Source organism: Acinetobacter johnsonii (assembly GCF_048551975.1).
GTDB classification, from domain to species: Bacteria; Pseudomonadota; Gammaproteobacteria; order Pseudomonadales; family Moraxellaceae; genus Acinetobacter; species Acinetobacter johnsonii_A.
Genome location: NZ_JBIMCF010000123.1, coordinates 1 through 313, shown reverse-complemented (window position 1 = coordinate 313; position 313 = coordinate 1). Strand labels below are relative to the sequence as shown.

At 50.2% G+C, this 313-nt stretch carries 1 protein-coding gene; it reads right to left on the bottom strand.

From position 1 onward, the window contains the following. A partial coding sequence (locus ACG9ZB_RS16900) for a type I restriction endonuclease (protein WP_419326814.1) occupies nt 1–313 on the bottom strand: 313 nt, incomplete at both ends.

The following is a 313-nucleotide window of genomic DNA, read 5'->3' as shown; positions in this document are numbered from 1 at the left end:
AGCGTACTGATTCTGGTCTTCTGGCACATCATTGCCAGCGCCACCGTCATGCGTGCCTTTATTGAATGGCAGGAAGAAAGTATCTTCTCCTGCCAACTGGGTCGCCATATAGACTTCGTATTGACTCACGGCAAAGTGTACCAATGCGCCACGCTTAAAAATCAGCAAGGGTTCAGGCTTGTTGGTTTCTGGATCTTTCGGCATTCGGGTGCGCTTGTACTGCAACATGGCATTCTGCACCGCCTGCTTAATCTCGGACTTGAGTTCCAGTGTCGCCACCGGAAAGCCGTTGATAAACAGGACTAGATCAATC